12 protein-coding genes are annotated in these 16,957 nt (G+C 74.5%); 10 read left to right on the forward strand and 2 right to left on the reverse strand.

Annotated features, from left to right (window positions below; translation table 11 throughout):
- Positions 1 to 21: 21 nt before the first annotated feature.
- Positions 22 to 1,506: a SigE family RNA polymerase sigma factor gene (locus BLT72_RS07440; protein ID WP_091411615.1), complete on the reverse strand. Its 1,485-nt coding sequence runs from the start codon at positions 1,504 to 1,506 to the stop codon at positions 22 to 24.
- An 84-nt stretch (positions 1,507 to 1,590) separates the two neighbouring features.
- On the opposite strand from BLT72_RS07440, the gene BLT72_RS07445 reads away from it, so the two are divergent.
- The 10 genes from BLT72_RS07445 (at position 1,591) to BLT72_RS07490 (ending at position 12,183) form a co-directional block, all read left to right on the forward strand.
- Entirely contained in the window at positions 1,591 to 2,622 is a 1,032-nt protein-coding gene (locus BLT72_RS07445; RefSeq protein ID WP_091411617.1) for a LacI family DNA-binding transcriptional regulator, read from the forward strand.
- 43 nt (positions 2,623 to 2,665) lie between these two features.
- A complete protein-coding gene (locus BLT72_RS07450) occupies positions 2,666 to 3,967 on the forward strand; it encodes an extracellular solute-binding protein (RefSeq protein WP_091411619.1) in 1,302 nt (433 codons plus the stop codon).
- Between the two features lie 4 nt (positions 3,968 to 3,971).
- On the forward strand, positions 3,972 to 4,931 hold the full coding sequence (locus tag BLT72_RS07455; protein WP_091411621.1) for a carbohydrate ABC transporter permease: 960 nt from the start codon (positions 3,972 to 3,974) through the stop codon (positions 4,929 to 4,931).
- The gene (locus tag BLT72_RS07460) at positions 4,928 to 5,761 is read left to right on the forward strand and encodes a carbohydrate ABC transporter permease (protein WP_091411622.1); all 834 of its coding nucleotides are present in this window, start codon (positions 4,928 to 4,930) and stop codon (positions 5,759 to 5,761) included. The genes BLT72_RS07455 and BLT72_RS07460 overlap by 4 nt, the downstream gene beginning before the upstream one ends.
- Positions 5,762 to 5,799: 38 nt before the next feature.
- Complete coding sequence (locus BLT72_RS07465) at positions 5,800 to 6,909, forward strand: glycoside hydrolase family 130 protein (protein ID WP_231930410.1); 1,110 nt, start codon at positions 5,800 to 5,802, stop codon at positions 6,907 to 6,909.
- Between the two features lie 36 nt (positions 6,910 to 6,945).
- Positions 6,946 to 8,973, forward strand: coding sequence for a hypothetical protein (locus BLT72_RS07470; RefSeq protein ID WP_091411623.1), 2,028 nt, complete (start codon positions 6,946 to 6,948; stop codon positions 8,971 to 8,973).
- Between the two features lie 134 nt (positions 8,974 to 9,107).
- Positions 9,108 to 10,622 carry a 30S ribosomal protein S12 methylthiotransferase RimO gene (gene rimO / locus BLT72_RS07475; RefSeq protein ID WP_091411624.1) on the forward strand — a complete coding sequence of 505 codons (1,515 nt, stop codon included), beginning with the start codon at positions 9,108 to 9,110 and terminating at the stop codon, positions 10,620 to 10,622.
- 76 nt (positions 10,623 to 10,698) lie between these two features.
- Entirely contained in the window at positions 10,699 to 11,268 is a 570-nt protein-coding gene (gene pgsA / locus BLT72_RS07480; RefSeq protein ID WP_091416952.1) for a CDP-diacylglycerol--glycerol-3-phosphate 3-phosphatidyltransferase, read from the forward strand.
- A complete protein-coding gene (locus BLT72_RS07485; protein ID WP_172826037.1) occupies positions 11,265 to 11,804 on the forward strand; it encodes a CinA family protein in 540 nt (179 codons plus the stop codon). The genes pgsA and BLT72_RS07485 overlap by 4 nt, the downstream gene beginning before the upstream one ends.
- A gap of 85 nt (positions 11,805 to 11,889) precedes the next feature.
- Positions 11,890 to 12,183: a helix-turn-helix domain-containing protein gene (locus tag BLT72_RS07490; protein WP_091411627.1), complete on the forward strand. Its 294-nt coding sequence runs from the start codon at positions 11,890 to 11,892 to the stop codon at positions 12,181 to 12,183.
- A gap of 77 nt (positions 12,184 to 12,260) precedes the next feature.
- Here the strand turns inward: BLT72_RS07490 and BLT72_RS07495 are convergent, their stop codons facing one another.
- Positions 12,261 to 16,859 carry an ATP-dependent helicase gene (locus BLT72_RS07495; protein ID WP_091411629.1) on the reverse strand — a complete coding sequence of 1,533 codons (4,599 nt, stop codon included), beginning with the start codon at positions 16,857 to 16,859 and terminating at the stop codon, positions 12,261 to 12,263.
- Positions 16,860 to 16,957: the final 98 nt, after the last annotated feature.

Below are 16,957 nucleotides of genomic sequence, written 5' to 3' on the forward strand. Positions count from 1 at the left end.
TTCCACCTCCGGCGACACCGCTCAGCCGGGGACGGCCTCCCGGGCGTCGAACCAGGTGCTGCGGTCGGTCCCGCCGGGGGCGACCTGCACCACCCGCGCGATCGTCAGCAAGCGGTCGAACTGCCGCCGCCGGGCGGCGGCGCCGCCCTCGTCGCCCGCGAAGTCGGCGACGCAGGCTTGGGGTCCGCCCAGGTCCCAGCAGATCGTCTCGGACTCCGCGTCCTGCTGCACCCGGGCCGTCACCCCGCCCACCCGGACGGTCCGTTCCCCCTGGGCGGTGGCGCCGAAGAGGGTGCCGACGCTGACGTAGACGGCGTTGGGCGACTCGGGGGTCTCGCCGGTGGGCAGCACCAGCACCGCGAGCTGGCCGTCGAGGTCGTAGATGCCGCTGACCTCCTCCCCGTCGGGCAGGTCGCTGAGGTCGACGGGCACCAGCACGGGGACCTCGGTGGGGGCGACCATCGCGGCCACCGCGAGCAGGTCCGCCTCGACGCTGTCCCCGGAGCAGCTGAGCACCAGCGCCAGCCCCGGGCCGGTCGTCCACCACAGCTCCGCGCCGCGGTTCCCGTCCGAGGGCAGGAAGCGGCCGGTGAACCCGTTGACGCGGGTGGGCCGTCCGTCGGGGGCCTCGACCGGCTGGTCGCTGCTGGTGGCGCTCAGGTCGCAGGTCCGCCGCTCGTCCGCCGTCGGCCCGGAGTCCTCGTCGATCAGCCGAACGGTGTCGGTCGACGCGGTGAGGAACCGGTCGACCACGCGCAGGCCGGTCCCCGGGCGGACCTCGTACCCGTAGACCCAGGCGCCGGCGGCCCGCGTGTAGGGGTCGGGCCGGAGCACCCCGGGCAGCACGGTCGCGGTGGTCGCCAGCGCCGCGAGGACCAGGGCCACCAGCACCCCGCGGCCGCGGAGGCGGCGTCGACGGGCCTCGAGGCGACGGCGCGCCGTCTCCACCGCCCCGGGCTCGGGGACGGGAACGGCCGCCACCACCAGGTCCAGCTGGTAGCCGGTGGCGCCGACGGCCGTCGTCGCGGTCTCCAGGGCGCGGGCCACCGCCGGCGCGCCGCGGTCGGTCAGCCTGGTCAGGTCGGCCAGCGTCAACTGCTCGAGGTGCCGGAGCACCAGGACGGCCCGGGGGAGCGGGGCCAGGGCCGCCAGCCGTCGCCGCACCTCCTCCAGCTCCGGCTCCGGCAGCGGCTCCCGGGGGGCGGCGGCTGGCTCGCGACGGCGGCGCAGGTGGGCCCGGACGAGGGCGGCCCGAGCCTCCGCGTCGGGATCGGTGTCGAGCTCGGACTCGGGAGACGGGTGCCGGGCGGGGCGGGCCGTGGCGATCCGCGCGGCCGCGAGCAGCTCGGCGGCCCCGGCGGTGTCGCCGGCGAGGGCGCACGCCAGCGCCTCCAGCCGACCGGTGTCGGTCTCGATCAGCGCACCCCCCTCCCGGCCGACCCAGGGTACGGGGACGTGCCCGCGAGCGGGGGCCGTTCCGCCCCACCCCGGGCCGTCACCCAGCACCCCGCCACGGCCCCTGACGGATCGGGAGGACGACGGTGTACCGTCCCCCTAAACCGGTTTAAACCAGCGACTCGACGAGGAGCCATGGACACCCGACGCCCCACGATCGCCGACGTGGCGAAGCGCGCCGGGGTGAGCAAGGGCCTGGTCTCCTTCGTGTTCAACGACAAGCCCGGGGTCGCCGCCCCGACGCGCGTCCGCATCCTCGCCGCGGCCGAGGAGCTCGGGTGGCAGCCGGACCCGGTCGCCCGGTCCCTCTCCACCCAGCGCGCGGCCGCGCTCGGCCTCGTCGTCCGCCGGGACCCGACGGTGCTGGCGGCCGACCCGTTCTTCCCGGCGTTCATGGCCGGGGTGGAGACGGCGCTGACGGAGCGCCGGCAGGTCCTGGTGCTCAGCCTCGTCCCGGACGCCGCTGCGGAGACGGCCACCTACCGCTCCCTCGCCGCCCACCGCCGTGTCGACGGGGTGTTGCTGACCGACCTCCGGCACGACGACGACCGGTTCCCGCTGCTCGCGGAGCTCGGGCTGCCGGCCGTCTGCGTCGGCAGGCCCGACGTCGCCGGCGCCTTCCCGGTGGTCAACCTCGACGACGCCGCCGGCCTGCGCTCCGCGGTCGACCACCTGGTCGGGCTGGGACACCGGCGGATCGCCTACGTCGGCGGTGACGTCGGCATGCTGCACGGCCGCCGGCGCCGGAAGTCCTTCCTCGAGGCCCTGGCCCGGCACGGGCTCGACCCGGTCGGGGTCGTCGACACCGACTTCAGCGCAGCCGCGGGGGCGCGGGCGGTGGTCGAGCTGCTGGCCGGGGCGGTGCTGCCCACCGCCCTGGTCTTCGCGAGCGACCCGATGGCCGTCGCCGGCCTCGCGGTCCTGCAGCGCCAGGGCGTCCAGGTGCCGCGGGACTGCTCGGTGACCGGCTTCGACGGCATGGACCTCGGCCGGCACCTCCACCCCGCCCTGACGACGGTGGAAGCCGACCCGCTGGCCTGGGGTCGCGCCGCCGCGACCGTGCTGCTCCGGCTGCTCGACGACGGTCGGGCCGACGACCTCGAGCTGCCCTCGGCCGCCCTCGTGCTGAGGTCCTCGACCGCTCCACCGCCCGACCCCCCCGGCTGACCGGCGACCCGTTCCCCCACCCACCCCCACCCAAGGAGTTCCCGTGCACCGACGCACCCTCGCCCTCCGAGCCCTGGCCGGCCTGGCCGCCCTGGGCCTCGCCCTCACCGCCTGCGGAGGGGGCGGTGACGCCCCCTCGACCACCGAGGCCCAGACGAAGAAGGGTCCGATCACCGTCTGGTACTCCAACAACGAGCAGGAGGTCGCCTGGGGCAAGGCCATGGTCCAGGCCTGGAACTCCGCGCACCCCGAGGAGAAGGTCGAGGGCCAGGAGATCCCCGCCGGCAAGAGCAGCGAGGAGGTCATCGGCGCGGCCATCACCGCCGGCACGGCACCCTGCCTCGTCTTCAACACCGCTCCGTCGGCGGTCGGCCAGTTCCAGCGCCAGGGCGGTCTGGTCAACCTGGCCACCTTCCCCGACGGTGCCGGCTACATCAGCGAGCGCAGCGGCGCCACGGCCGACCAGTACAAGGCGGCCGACGGCGGCTTCTACCAGATGCCGTGGAAGTCGAACCCGGTGATGATCTTCTACAACAAGAAGCTGTTCTCGAAGGCCGGCCTCGACCCCGAGAAGCCCGCCCTGGCGACCTACGACGAGTTCCTCGCGGCCGCCGAGAAGATCAAGGACTCCGGCGCCGCCGACTACGCGATCTACCCGGCTCCGACGAGCGAGTTCTTCCAGACGCAGTTCGACTTCATGCCGCTCTACGCCGCCGCGAGCGGGGGCAAGTCCCTGGTCGCGGACGGCAAGGCGACGTTCACCGACCAGGCCGGGATCGACGTCGCGACCTTCTGGCGGGACGTCTACGCCGGGGGCTACGCGGGTCAGGAGACCTACCAGGGCGACTCCTTCGCCGACGGCAAGGCGGCGATGGCCATCGTCGGGCCGTGGGCCATCGCCGTCTACCAGGACAAGGTGGAGTGGGGGTCGGTGCCGGTGCCGACCAAGGCCGGCATCCCGGCCGACCAGACCTACACGTTCAGCGACGCCAAGAACGTCGGGCTGTTCAGCGCCTGCCAGAACCAGGGGACCGCGTGGGAGGTGCTGAAGTTCGCGACCAGCGCCGAGCAGGACGGCCAGCTCCTCGAGAAGACGGGGCAGATGCCGTTGCGGACGGACCTGCAGGCGGCCTTCCCGGACTACTTCCAGGAGAACCCGGCCTACCTCCAGTTCGGCAGCCAGGCCGCTCGCACGGTCGAGGTGCCCGCCGGGCCGAAGACGGTGGAGATGCTCCAGGACTTCCGCGACCAGTGGACCAAGGCGGTCATCACCGGCGACGGCGACGTGACGGCGGCCCTGCAGACCGCGGCCGACCAGATCAACGCGCTGGCCGGCGAGCGGTAGCGCGGTGACCGCTCTCGCCGACACCCGCCCCGGCGGCACCGCCGCCCGGTCCGGGACGGAGCGACCGCGGCCGGCCCGGCTCGGGCGCCGGCTGCTCGGCCGGCACCCGCTCGGGCTGCTGCTCAGCGCGCCCTACCTCGTCTTCGTGCTGGTCGTCTTCGCCTACCCGCTCGTCTTCGCCGGCTACATGTCGTTCCGCGACTACTTCTTCGCCGCCCCGGGCGTCGACGTCGACCGGCCCTTCGTCGGGCTGGAGAACTACCGGACCCTCGTCGCCGACCCGGCCGTCCGGCGGTCCTTCGTCAACGTCGCGGTGTTCCTGCTGATCAACGTGCCGCTGACCGTGGTCGGCTCGTTGGTGCTGGCCTCGCTGCTCAACCGGGTGGTGCACCTGCGGACCTTCCTGCGGGTGTCGTACTACCTGCCCTACATCGCCGCCAGCGTCGCGATCGTCGCCGTCTGGCTGTTCCTGTTCAGCGGCGGCGGCATCGTCAACCAGGTGCTCGGCCCGCTGGCGCCCGACCCCACCTGGTTGATCAACTCCGCGTGGGCCATGCCCTCGATCGCGCTCTTCGTGACCTGGAAGCAGATGGGGTTCTACATCCTGCTGTACCTGGCCGCGCTGCAGAACGTGCCGGAGGAGCTCTACGAGTCCGCGGCCACCGACGGGGCGACCCGGCTGCAGCAGTTCGTGAACGTCACCGTGCCCGGGGTCCGCCCTGCCACCGTGCTCGTGCTGCTGCTCGCCACCGTCACGGGGGCCAACCTGTTCACCGAGCCGTACCTGCTGACCGGCGGCGGCGGCCCGAACGGGGCGTCGGCCTCGCCCGTCCTGATCATGTACCAGGAGGGGATCGAGCAGGGCAAGCCCGGCTACGCCGCCGCCATCGGCGTCGTGCTGGTGCTCGCCACCCTGGTGATCGCCCTGCTGCAGAACCGCTTCGCCGGGGAGAGGGACCGATGAGCCGCGCCGCCACCGTCCTGCGGGGGCTGGTGCTGGGGCTGGGTGCCCTTGTCTTCCTGTTCCCCTTCTACTACATGGTGATGGGCTCGCTGCAGACCGCACCCGACCAGAGCGTGGCCGGGGCCTTCCCGCACCCGGGCAACCTGACCGGCGCCAACTACGTCGCCATCGACAGCCGGATCAGCCTCGTCCGCGGGCTGGTGAACTCGGGCATCTTCACCGGCGGGGTGGTGCTGTGCACGGTGGTCTTCGCCGTGCTCGTGGGCTACGCGCTGGCCGTGCTGCAGTGGCGCGGCCGCGGGGTGACCTTCGCCCTGGCGCTGCTCGTGCAGGTGGTGCCCTTCCAGCTGCTGATCATCCCCCTGTACGTCCTGATCGCGCGCAACTACGGCCTGGCCGACAACTACCTCGGGATGATCTTGCCGTTCGCGATCAACTCGACCGCGGTGATCATCTTCCGGCAGTACTTCCTGCAGGTGCCCAAGGAGCTCTTCGAGGCCGCCCGCATCGACGGCGCGGGCGAGGTCGGGCTGCTCGTCCGCGTCGCCCTGCCCCTGGTCAGGCCGGCCCTGGTGACCGTCGTCCTGCTCACCTTCATCGGGCCCTGGAACGAGTTCCTGTGGCCGTTCCTGATCACCAAGCGGGCCGACATGCAGCCGCTGGCGGTCTCGCTGGCCAACTACATCACCAACGTGGCGGCCACTGCGGCGAACCCGTTCGGCGCGGCGATGGCGGGCGCCGTGGTCCTGGCCGCCCCGCTCGTCGTGCTCTTCATCGTCTTCCAGCGCTACTTCATCTCCACCGACCTCGGGTCCGGGGTCAAGGGATGACGCCGCACGCCGAACCCTCCCGAGAGGCCCCCGCTCCCATGACCGCCCTGCTCCGGACCGCCCCCGCTCCCGCCGTCGAGGCCGACCGCTTCCCCTACCGGCTCAGCCGCCTCGGGGTGGTCATGAGCCCCGAGGAGGGCAACCCGCACGAGGTCGAGGGGGTCCTCAACCCGGGTAGCGGCCGCACGCCCGACGGCCGGCTGCACCTGCTGCCCCGCCTGGTCGCCGCGGGCAACGTCTCCCGGATCGGCCTGGCGGAGGTGGTCCTCACCGACGGCGTGCCGACCGGGGTCCGCCGGGACGGGTTGCTGATGGAGCCCGACCGCAGCTGGGAGCGCGGGGTCGGCCACGGTGGTGTCGAAGACCCGCGGGTGACGTTCGTCGCCGCCCTCGGCCTGCACGTGATGACCTATGTCGCCTACGGGCCGCTGGGCCCGCGGACGGCTGTGGCGACCTCGTCCGACCTGCGCACCTGGACCCGGCTGGGCCCCGTGCTCTACGGCTACGACGACGCCCTCGACTGCGACCTCAACCTCTACCCCAACAAGGACACCACCTTCTTCCCGGAGCCGGTCACCGCTCCGGACGGGACGCCCAGCCTGGCGGTCCTGCACCGGCCGATGTGGGATCTCGGGGAGATGGTGCCGGGCGAGGGCGACCAGCCGCCGACCGGGCTGCCGGACGACCGCGGCAGCATCTGGATCGCCTTCGTGCCGCTGGCGGAGGCCCGGGCGGACGTCCGGGCGCTGGTGCACTGGCGCCAGCACCGCTTCGTCGCCGGACCGGAGCACCCGTTCGAGGAGCTGAAGATCGGCGGCGGCCCGGCGCCGCTCCGGGTGCCCGAGGGCTGGCTGCTGCTGCATCACGGCGTGACGGGCGAGCTGGTCCGGGCCTTCGCGCAGCAGAAGAAGGTCCACTACGCCGCGGGCGGGATGATCCTGCACGCCGAGCGACCCTGGGAGGTGGTGCTGCGGACGAGCACGCCGCTGCTGGAGGCCGTCACCGCCGAGGAGCGCTCGGGGATCGTGCCCAACGTCGTCTTCCCCACCGCCATCGAGACCGTCGACGACGTGCACTACGTCTTCTACGGGATGGCCGACTCGAAGATCGGTGTGGCCCGGCTCGACCGGACCGCCGACCCCGCCTGACCCGTCCAGCCCCTGCCGCCCGACCCGAGGACTTCGATGACGAAGCACCGCCTGACCCGACTGCTGCTCGCCGGCACCGCCTCCCTCAGCCTCGTCCTCGGGGCGGCGGTGACCGCCGGCCCCGCCGAGGCCCGGGCGCCCGAGCCGCGGACCGGGCCGGGCGTGCTGACCAACACCGCGCACCTGGACTTCCTGCTCGACCAGGTGAGCCCCGCCGCCCTCCCGGAGCACACCACCTACCGGCTGGCCGACGAGCCCGCGCTGACCATGCCCTGGACCTACGCCGACGCCCGGGCCGCCGGCACCTTCGAGCGGGTCGGCGGTGGGCCGGAGGACCCGGTGACCGGCGACTACGGCCAGGGTGCCTTCAACGCCGACGACGTCTCCCGCGCGGCGGTGGTCTACCTGCGGCACTGGCGCCAGGTCGGTGACGACGCCAGCCGCCGGAAGGCCTACCAGCTGCTCCGTGGCCTCACCTACCTGCAGACGGCGACCGGCCCGGACCGCGGCAACGTCGTCCTCTGGATGCAGGCGGACGGCGACCTCAACCCCAGCGCGGAGCCCGTCGAGCTGCCCGACCCGTCGGACTCGGAGGAGAGCTACTGGCTGGCCCGGACGCTGTGGGCCCTCGGTGAGGGCTATGCCGCCTTCGCGGACACCGACCCGGCCTTCGCGGCCTTCCTGCAAGACCGGCTCCAGCTGTCCGTCGGCGCCGTCCGTCGCCAGGTGCTGGACCAGTACGGCCGCTACACCGTCAGCGACGGCAGGCGGGTGCCCCGCTGGCTGATCGTCGACGGCGCGGACGCCACGGCGGAGGCGGCGCTCGGGCTGTCGGCCTACCTCGGGGCGGCGCCCCAGGACCGCGCCACCCGGCGCGTGCTGGGTCAGCTGCTCGAGGGGGTGGCCGCGATGGCGACGGCCCGCTCGGGCTGGCCCTACGGCGCGGTCCTGCCGTGGGCGGAGTCCCGGTCGATGTGGCACGCCTGGTCCTCGCAGATGGCCGGCGCGCTCGCCCTCGGCTCCGCGACGCTCCGCCGTCCGGCCCTGCTGCGGCCGGCGGTCCGGGAGGCCGTCGCCTTCGACCCGACGCTGCTGGCCGCCGGCGGGCCGGACAACGCGTGGTACCCGACCCCGGTCGACCGCACCCAGATCGCCTACGGCGCCGACTCGCGGGTGCAGAACCTGCTGGCGACGGCCGACGCGGCCCGGCTGCCCGGGCTCCTCCCGCTCGCGGCGATGAACGCGAGCTGGTTCTTCGGCACCAACCGCTCCGGGGCCCCCGTCTACGACCCGGCCACCGGCGTCACCTTCGACGGCGTGGCCCCCGACGGGACCGTCAACCGGAACAGCGGGGCGGAGAGCACCATCCACGGCCTGCTCACCATGCTGGCGCTCGACGCCCACCCCACGGTCCGGGCGCAGGCGGTCGGCTGGACGCGGGCCCCCGTCCGGGACGGCCTGGTCAGCGTGGAGGCCGAGACCGCGACGGCCACCACCGGCTCGACCGTCACCCCCACCTCCGCCTGGACGGGGGAGTCCCAGCTCGGCGGCGGCGCCTACCTGCGGCTGGACCGCGGGGAGCGGGCCCGGCTCGTCCTCGGCGCCGACGACCAGCCGCGGCTGCTGGAGCCGGTGGTCCTGCGGCCGGCGCGCTCCGGACCGGTCAGCCGCTGGTCGACGGGCGACCGGGCGACGACGCTGCGCTCGCCGGCGCTGGCCCAGGGCATCTCGCCCGTGCCGGGCGTGCTGCTGCCCCAACGGCTCGGCCCCCTGCTGGCCCCCGACGAGGACGCCGTCGCCGTCCGGGCCCGGAGCGGCACCCTCGCCCTGGACGCCGTGCTGGCCCGGCCGCAGGTCTCCCGCGTGCTCTACCCGACCGCCGGCGGCGGCACCGAGCTCCTCACCTCCGCCGCCCCCGGGCGGGTTCAGGCCTCCACCACGCTGGCCGGGCCGCGCCGCGAGGTCCGCTACGACCGGGACGGGGTGCTCGTGTCCCGCCGGCTGCTGGACCCGGGCCAGCGGGCCCGGGTGGAGCCGGGCGGCTTCACGGTGGTCAGCCGCTGAGCCGGCCGGGGACTGGGGGCTGGCGAGCCGGCGGGCGGCGCGACGGGTGCCGCTGGTGCGTCCGGTGAGCTGGTCACCGGCCGCGTCGCCGGGCCGAGCATCGGCCGTGCGCGATCGGTCATACTGGGCAGGCCATGCCTGTCCCCACTGCGCCCACCCTGCCCACCCTCGCCCGGGAGGCCGACGACCTGCTCGCGGTCCACCTCGTCACGCTCGGTTGCGCGCGCAACGAGGTCGACTCCGAGGAGCTCGCGGCCCGGCTCGAGGACGGCGGCTTCCGGCTCGTCGCCGACCCCGAGGACGCGGACGCGGTGATGGTGAACACCTGCGGCTTCGTGGAGGCGGCCAAGAAGGACTCCGTCGACACCCTGCTGGCGGCGGCCGATCTCAAGGAGCAGGGCCGGCCCCGGGCCGTCGTCGCCGTCGGCTGCCTGGCCGAGCGCTACGGGAACGAGCTCGCCGAGTCGCTGCCTGAGACCGACGCGGTGCTCAGCTTCGACGACTACGCCGACGTCGCCGGACGGCTGTCCGCCATCCTCGCGGGGCAGCCGCACACCGCCCACGTCCCCCGCGACCGGCGGACCCTGCTCCCGATGGCTCCCGCGGCCCGCCGTGCGGCCGCCCAGGGGCAGAGCCTGCCCGGGCACGGCACCCCGGCCCCCGCCGCCGCTGCTCCGGACCTGCCGGTCGGTCTGGCCCCGGCCAGCGGTCCGCGCCCGTTGCGCCGCCGGCTCGAGGGCGGGCCCACCGCGCCGCTCAAGATCGCCTCCGGCTGCGACCGCCGCTGCGCCTTCTGCGCCATCCCCGCCTTCCGTGGCGCCTACCTCTCCCGCCCCGCCGCCGAGGTCGTCACCGAGGCGCGCTGGCTGGTCGAGCAGGGCGTCCGCGAGCTCTTCCTGGTCAGCGAGAACACCTCGTCCTACGGCAAGGACCTGGGCGACATCCGCGCCCTGGAGGCCCTGCTCGGCGAGCTCAGCGCCCTGGACGGGCTCGACTGGATCCGGGTGTCCTACCTGCAGCCGGCCGAGGTGCGGCCCAGCCTGGTCAGCGCGATGACGAGCACGCCCAAGGTGGTGCCGTACTTCGACCTCTCCTTCCAGCACGCCTCGCCGACGCTGCTCCGGCGGATGCGCCGGTTCGGCGACCCGGACTCCTTCCTGGCCCTGATCGCCTCCATCCGGGCGCAAGCGCCCACCGCCGGCATCCGGTCCAACGTCATCTGCGGGTTCCCGGGGGAGACCGAGGCCGACGTCGACGTCCTGTGCGACTTCCTCGGTGAGGCCGGCCTCGACGCCATCGGTGTCTTCGGCTACTCCGACGAGGACGGCACCGAGGCGGCGCGGCTGGACCGCCAGCTGCCCCTCGACGTGGTGGAGGAGCGGCGCGAGCGGCTCGCCGACCTGGTCGACGAGCTGGTCGCCGAGCGCGCGGCCCAGCGCGTCGGCGAGACGGTGCAGGTCCTGGTGGAGGAGGTCGACGACGTTGTCACCGGCCGCGCGGCCCACCAGGGGCCCGAGGTCGACGGCTCGGTCGAGCTCGTGGACGCCGCCGGTGCGCGGGTCGGTGCGTTCGTGCCGGCCGTGGTGACCGCCAGCGCGGGGGCCGACCTCGTCGCCCGACCGCTCCCGACGTGGTCCGGCCGTGTCTGAGGCGTCGACGCCGAAGCCGGCGAGCGGGCCCGACGCGGACGCCGTCGCGCCGTCGGAGCGCCACCCGATCGGGCCGATGGCCGAGCCGGAGACCAGCTCTTGGAACGTCCCGAACGCGCTGACGGCGCTGCGCATCGTCCTCGTCCCCGTCTTCGCCTGGATGCTGCTCGCCCACCCCGACGAGACCGGCTGGCGGATCGCCACCGCTCTGGTCTTCCTGGGGGCGATCCTCACCGACAGCCTGGACGGCCACCTGGCCCGCAAGCACAACCTCATCACCCGCTTCGGCAAGCTCGCGGACCCCATTGCCGACAAGGCGCTCACCGGGATGGCGTTCATCGGGCTGTCGCTGGTCGGTGAGCTGTGGTGGTGGGTGACGGTCGTCATGCTCGTCCGCGAGTGGGGGATCACCCTGATGCGCTTCGTCGTCCTCCGCTACGGCGTGATGGCAGCGGGCCGCGGCGGGAAGCTCAAGACGGTGCTGCAGGCGGTGGCGATCATGCTCTACCTGCTGCCCCTGCCCGGCTGGGCGCACGTCGTCGCCGTCGTCGTGATGCTCGTGGCGCTGGCCGTCACCGTCGTCACGGGCCTCGACTACGTCCGCGACGCCGTGGCCCTGCGCCGCCGGAGCCGGACCGGGTCGTGACGGCGGGTCCGGACGTCGACGTGGCGCCCGCGCCCGGCGTCGACCCCGCGGCTGCGGCTGCCCTGGCGGCGTTGGCGGAGCACGGGGCCACCCTGGCCACCGCGGAGTCGTTGACCGGCGGGCTGATCGGTGCGCTGCTGACCTCCGTGCCGGGGGCGTCGGCCGGCTACGTGGGCGGGGTGATCAGCTACGCCACCCGGCTGAAGCACACCCTCGTCGGGGTGCCGTCGACGACGCTCGACGAGCTCGGTCCCGTCGCCGCCCCCACGGCGCGCGCCATGGCGGCCGGGGTGGCCGCGCGCTGCGACGCCGACTGGGGCCTGGCGGTGACGGGCGTCGCGGGACCGGAGCCGCAGGACGGCCACCCGGTCGGGCAGGTGTTCGTCGGGCTGGCCCGCCCGTCCACCGGCTGGACGAAGGTGGAGGAGCTGCGGCTCAGCGGTGACCGGGCCGCCATCCGCCGGCTCACCGCGCAGGCCGCGCTCACGCTGCTCACCGCAGCGGTGCGGAACAACGGGGCCGGCAGCGGGCGTTGAACCACCGGCGTCCCAGCCCGAGCCAGGTCGGGGTCCGGGGCGCGGAAGAGGTGAGTACAGTTTCTGCATGGGTCAGGAGCGTCCGATGAAGCAGGTGCTGGTGCGTGAGCTCATCGGGGAGTCGCTGCGCGAGGAGCGGGTCGCTCAGAGCCGCACCCTCCGCGAGGTCTCCAAGGCCGCCCGGGTCAGCCTCGGCTACCTGTCCGAGGTCGAACGGGGCCAGAAGGAGGCGTCGAGCGAGCTGCTCGCGTCCATCTGCTCCGCCCTCGACCTGCCGCTCTCGGTGGTGCTCAACGTGGTGAGCGAGAAGATGTCGATGTACGAGCGGGTCACCCCGCTACCGACCGTCCGGGCCGTGCCGCAGGCCGCCGCCGCCTGAACGGACCCCCCGCCTCACCTCTCCGCCGTCCCGAGCTCCTCGGGGCGGCGGTGCTGTCTCCCGCCCCGGCGGCGGGCTCAGGCCGAAGGTCGTAGCCGGAGGCCCTGCGGGGTCATCCGGAACCCGGCGCCCTGCAGGGCGTCGCTCACCAGCGTCGAGCCGAAGACGTGCCCGCCGTCCGCCCGTTCGACGCTCAGCTTCCCCAGCTGGCCGCGCTGCACGGCCTCCGCGAGCACCGTCGCGGCGGGCGCGAGCCGTCGCGGGTCCTCGGTGAAGGACAGCAGCGTCTTGCCGCCCCGCTCCACGTAGAAGGCCAGCGCGCCGTCGACGAGCACGACCAGCGCCCCCGCCTTGCGCCCGGGCCGGTGGCCCTCCCGCTCGGGCCAGGGCAGCGCCGCCCCGTACGGGTTGGCGGCGTCGCAGGCCGCCAGCACCACCGCCTGCGGCGCCTCCGGCTCGCGCTGGAAGGAGCGGAGCCGGTCGACGGCCCCGCCCAGGGCGAACTGGGCGGCCCCCAGCCCTTCGATGAAGTAGCCCCGCCGGCACTGCCCCGACTCCTCCAGCGAGCTCAGCGCGCGGTAGGCCGCCCCGAAGCCGCCCTCGCCGTTCTCCGTCATCACGCTGCCACGACTGACCACGCCGTAGCGGTCCAGCTGGGCGAAGACGTCCGTGGCCAGCCGCTCCGCCGGTGTCGTCCCCGCCCGGTGCACCAGGGACCAGCGCCCGACGGTGGTGGGCGACGCGATCCGCGGGGCGCGACCGGGCCGGCCGAGGCCGCCACCGGCCAGCCGGGCGCGGTGGGTCCGGGCAGTGGGCCGGGTGGGCGCCTTGCGGTGCGCCCCGCCCGAGAGCGCCCGGACGGGCGCGAAGGTGTCACCGGTGACCAGGCCCGACCAGACGAGGTCCCAGAGCGCCGCGACGTACTCGTCCCGGTGGCCGAGCGAGCCCGGGGGCAGCAGGGCGTCGAAGAAGTAGGCGCCACCCCCGGCCAGAGCGTCGAGGAGCTCCTGGCTGCGGTGGTGGGCGGGCGCCCGCACCTCCGACGGCTCGGCGCCGGCGACGTACCAGCGGACCCAGCCGTCGGAGTCCCCGATGCCGCCGTCGCCGACCCAGGTCACCTCGCCGCTGGCCGTCAGCTCGTCGAGCATGGCCGGGGTGTACCCGGCCACCCGGGCGGGCAGGACCACCGACTCGACGGCGCTGGCCGGCATGGCGTAGCCGGCGAGCTGCTCCAGGGCACCGAGCACGGCGTCGCTGCCGCGGGCTCCCGAGCCGACGCCCTGCCACTCGGCGAGGAAGCGCGCGTAGGCCACCTGCTCGACCGGCTCGACCTCCTTGCGCAGCAGTGCCAGCGTCCGCCGCTTGATGAGCGACAGCATCTGGCCGTGGCAGTACTGCCGGCGCTCCTGCCCGGCCTCGCCCTCCAGGTCGACGAACGATCCGCTGACCACGGTGCCCGCCGCCACGAGGGCGTCGCAGGCCTGCTCGACGACGGCCCGGCCCAGGCCGTAGCGGGAGGCGACGGTGCCGGCGACGAACGGGCCGTGGGTGCGCGCCCAGCGCAGCACGAGGTCCTCGACCGGGTGCGCCGCCGTCTCGTCGAACGTGGCGGCGACCCCCGGCGGCACCGGGATGCCGAGGCCGTCGCGCAGCCGGGGGACGTCCTCGGCCACCGCGACCATCGGCACGCCGGCGATCCGGACCTCGACCAGCCGCCGGTCGAGCAGCAGCCGCTCGAGGGCGGGCTCCGGGGCGAAGTCCTCCACGGTGCGCAGGGCCAGCTCGGCCCGGCTGAAGGGACCGGCCGTCCGGACGAGGTCGTACAGCTGCTCGGCGGTCGCCGCCTGGCGCTCGGGGCTGAGCCCCTGGACGTCGGCCTCGCTGCGGGCGATCACGGAGGCGTCCAGCAGCTGCTTCAACCCGTCCTTGCCCAGCAGCTCCGCCAGCAGGGTGGCGTCGAGCGACAGCGCGGCGGCCTTCTTCTCGGCGAGGGGGACGTCGCCCTCGTAGACGAATGCGCCGACGTAGCCGAACAGCAGGGACTTCGCGAAGGGCGAGGGCTCCTTCGTCTCGACCTCGACCAGCCGGATCTTGCGCGCGGCGATCTCCCGCTGCACCTCCAGCAGGCCGTCCAGGTCGAAGACGTCGGTCAGGCACTCGCGCATCGTCTCCAGGACGATGGGGAACTCCGGGAACTGTGCGGCGACGGTCAACAGCTGCGCGGACCGCATCCGCTGCTGCCACAGCGGAGAGCGCGACTTGGGGTCGCGGCGCGGCAGCAGCAGCGCCCGGGCCGCGCACTCGCGGAAGCGGGCCGCGAACAGGGCCGAGCCGCCCACCTCGTCGGTGACGACGGACTCGATCGTCTCCGGGTCCAGGATGACCAGGTCGGCGCTGGGCGGTTCGGACTCCGTGTCGGGGATGCGCAGCACCATGCCGTCGTTCGTGGCGGTAGCCTGCACCTCGAGGCCGTAGCGCTGCCGGGCCGCGTGCTCGACGGCCAGCGCCCACGGGGTCAGCACCCCGGTGCCCAGCGCGCTGTGGACGCAGACCCGCCAGTCGCCCAGCTCGTCGCGGAACCGCTCGACGACGATCGTCTGGTCGGTGGGCAGGGCGCCGGTCGCGGTGGACTGCTCGGTCAGGTAGGCGACCAGGTTGCGGGCGGCGTACTCGTCGAGGCCGCTCTCCCGCAGTCGGGCCGTCGCCCGGGGCGCGGTCATGGTCCCGACCTCGCGGACGAAGCCGCCGAAGGCGCGACCCAGCTCGAGCGGCCGCCCGGGGGAGTCGCCCTTCCAGAACGGCAGCTTGCCGGGGACGCCGGGCGCGGGCGTGACCAGCACCTGGTCGTGGGTGATCTGCTCCACCCGCCAGCTCGTCGTCCCGAGGGTGAACACGTCGCCGACGCGCGTCTCGTAGACCATCTCCTCGTCGAGCTCGCCCACCCGGCGACCGGGGGCGTGCTTGCCGGAGGCGTTGCCCTCGCCGACGATGAAGACGCCGAAGAGGCCGCGGTCGGGGATGGTGCCGCCGGAGGTGACGGCCAGCCGCTGGGCGCCGGGGCGGGCGGTCAGCAGCCCGGTGTCGCGCTGCCACACCAGGCGCGGCCGCAGCTCGGCGAAGTCCTCCGAGGGGTAGCGACCGCTGAGCATGTCGAGGACGGCCTCGAAGGCGCTGTAGGGCAGGTCGCGGAAGCTGCTGGACCGGCGGACCAGGGCGTAGAGCTCGTCCACCTTGGTCTCCTGCCCGGACACGATGGCGACGACCTGCTGCGCGAGCACGTCGAGCGGGTTCCGCAGCTCGGCGACCTCCTCGATCGCCCCCCGGCGCATCCGCTCGACGACGACGGAGGACTCGATGAGGTCGCCGCGGTGGTTGGGGAAGAAGACGCCGCGCGAGGTGGCGCCGACCTGGTGCCCGGCCCGGCCGACCCGCTGCAGCCCGCTGGCCACCGACGGCGGGGACTCCACCTGGACCACCACGTCGACGGCGCCCATGTCGATGCCGAGCTCGAGCGAGGAGGTCGCCACGACGCAGGGCAGCAGCCCCGACTTGAGGTCGGACTCGATCTGCGCGCGCTGCTCCTTGCTCACCGAGCCGTGGTGGGCCCGGGCGATGGCGGGCGCGTGGGTGCCGTCCTGGCCGGAGGAGGCGCCGGCCTGGGCCATCACCTGCGCCGGCGGTCCGGTCGTCCCGTCGGAGGGCGCGGCCACCCCCAGCCGCTCGGCGTGCAGCTCGTTCAGGTGGGAGGTCAGCCGCTCGGCCAGCCGCCGGGAGTTGGCGAAGACGATGGTCGACCGGTGCGCGGCGATGAGGTCGAGGATCTTGTTCTCGACGTGCGGCCAGATCGACGGCGGTCGCCGGGGCGCCTGCTCGTCCTCGAGGCTGGCGGGGGCCGACGCGGCGGCGCCGAGGTCGCTCATGTCCTCGACCGGCACCACGATCTCGAGGTCCCACGCCTTCTCCGACGTCGGAGCCACCACCTGCACCGGGTGGGGGCCGCCGAGGTAGGACGCGACCCGCTCGGCCGGCCGGACCGTCGCCGACAGCCCGATCCGCTGCAGCGGGCGGTGCGGGGCCTCCGGCGTGGCCGACTCGGCGGTCAGCGCCTCCAGCCGCTCGAGGGACAGGGCGAGGTGGGCGCCCCGCTTGGTGCCGGCCAGCGCGTGCACCTCGTCGACGATGACGGTGCGGACCGAGCGCAGCACGTCGCGTGCGCTGGAGGTCAGCATGAGGAACAACGACTCGGGCGTGGTGATGAGGATGTCGGGCGGCCGGGTGGCGATGACCCGGCGCTCCGCGGTGGTGGTGTCGCCCGAGCGGACCCCGACGGTGACGTTCGGCGGCGCCTGGTCCAGCCGCAGCGCCGTCTGGGTGATGCCCGCCAGCGGGGCGCGCAGGTTGCGCTCGACGTCGACGGCCAGCGCCTTGAGCGGGGACACGTACAGGACGCGGCAGCGCTCCTTCGGGTCCGGCTGCGGCGACCGGGTGAGGTCGTCCAGGGCCCAGAGGAAGGCGGCGAGGGTCTTGCCGGAGCCGGTCGGGGCGACCACCAGCGCGTTCTCGCCCGCGGCGATGGCCTTCCACGCGCCGGCCTGCGCGGCGGTCGGGCGGGCGAAGACCTCCCGGAACCACGTGGCGGTGGCGGGGGAGAAGACCTTCAGGACGTCGGCGGGCACGTCCCCATACTGCCTGCCGACCCTGACAGTTCCGGGCGCCGTCGGCGCCCGGTTGGTCCCGGCGGTCGCGCTGGGGAACACTGGGAGGCCGACGAGGG

The organism is Friedmanniella luteola, from assembly GCF_900105065.1.
Taxonomy (GTDB): Bacteria; Actinomycetota; Actinomycetes; order Propionibacteriales; family Propionibacteriaceae; genus Microlunatus; species Microlunatus luteolus.